The organism is Kineococcus glutinatus (assembly GCF_039542765.1).
In the GTDB taxonomy this organism is placed as follows: domain Bacteria; phylum Actinomycetota; class Actinomycetes; order Actinomycetales; family Kineococcaceae; genus Kineococcus_A; species Kineococcus_A glutinatus.
Genome location: NZ_BAABIL010000868.1, coordinates 1 through 1,351, shown reverse-complemented (window position 1 = coordinate 1,351; position 1,351 = coordinate 1). Strand labels below are relative to the sequence as shown.

Sequence of the window (1,351 nt, the reverse complement as noted above, 5' to 3'; positions counted from 1 at the left end):
TGGCCGCGGTGGTGCAGGTGCTGGCGCGCACGACCTCCCGCCCGGGCCCGCGGCCGCGGCCGCTGGTCACGTCGGCGTGGTCGGACCGGGCGCACCTGCTGCTGCGGGGCCCGTACCGGGGCATCGACGGGTGGCGGCGCAGCGGCCTGCCGCGCTGAGCCCTTCCGGCGCGGGCCCGCCGCAGCGGGGTGGACGGGACGGGTGATCAGGTTAGCCTTGCCTATGATGTGAGGCGCCCACCCGTCGGTGGGCCGTCCAGCCACCGATCCCCGGAGCACCCGTGCACCTCCTCCCCCGCCGCCGCGCCCTCGCGCTCGCCGCCACCGCCGCGGCGTCCCTCGCCCTCGCCGCCTGCGGTGGCGACGGGTCCTCCTCGTCCTCCTCGTCCTCCTCTGCGTCGGGATCGGCATCGGCATCGGCGTCGGACGCCTTCCCGGTGAGCATCGAGCACGCGCTGGGCACCACGGAGATCGACAGCGCCCCCGAGCGCGTCGTCGTCATCGGCTGGGGCGCCACCGACGTGCTCTTCAGCCTCGGCGTCACGCCGGTCGGGGTCCCCACCGGCAGCTACGGCGCCTCCGAGGACGGCACCTTCCCGTGGTGGGAGGGGCACTTCGACGCCGCGAAGACCGAGCTCATGCCGAGCGCCGACTCCGGCGAGGTCCCCTTCGAGGCGATCGCCGCCGCCCGCCCCGACCTGGTCATCGCCGTGCAGTCCGGCATCACCGCCGACGACTACGCCACCCTCACCGGCATCGCCCCGACGGTCGCCTACCCCGAGGCGCCCTGGAAGACGACCTGGCAGGACCAGACCACGATCGTCGGCCGGGCGGTCGGCAAGGAGGACGAGGCGACCGAGCTCGTCGCCAGGACCGAGGAGTCGCTGGCGGCGGCCGGCCGCGCCAACCCCTCCCTCGCCGGGACGACGTTCAGCTACGTCTACGCCAGCTCGGCCGGCCTGGGCACCTACCTGCCCGGTGACTCCCGCGTCGACCTGCTCACCGACATGGGCATGGTGGTCGCCCCCGGCGTGGCGACGCTCGCGGAGGGCGCGACGTCCTTCTACACCGAGGTCAGCAAGGAGCGCATCCACGACGTCGACTCCGACGTGCTGGTCGCCTACGGCGAGATGCCGCTGGCGGAGTTCCGCGCCGACCCCGTCTTCGCCACCGTCCCGGCGGTCGCGAAGGACGCCGTGGTGTGGCTGGAGGACGAGACGTTCATCACCGCGACCTCCGCGCCGAGCGTCCTCAACGTCCCGTGGTTCCTGGACCGCTTCGCCCCGCAGCTCGCCGAGGCGGCCACGAAGGCGAAGGCCTGACGAGGGCCTGACGACCTCCCGGCGGTGGCC

At 74.5% G+C, this 1,351-nt stretch carries 1 protein-coding gene; it reads left to right on the top strand.

What is annotated here, in order from left to right; translation table 11 throughout:
* Window positions 1-280: 280 nt before the first annotated feature.
* Window positions 281-1,321: an iron-siderophore ABC transporter substrate-binding protein gene (locus ABEB16_RS22185; protein WP_345714326.1), complete on the top strand. Its 1,041-nt coding sequence runs from the start codon at window positions 281-283 to the stop codon at window positions 1,319-1,321.
* Window positions 1,322-1,351: the final 30 nt, after the last annotated feature.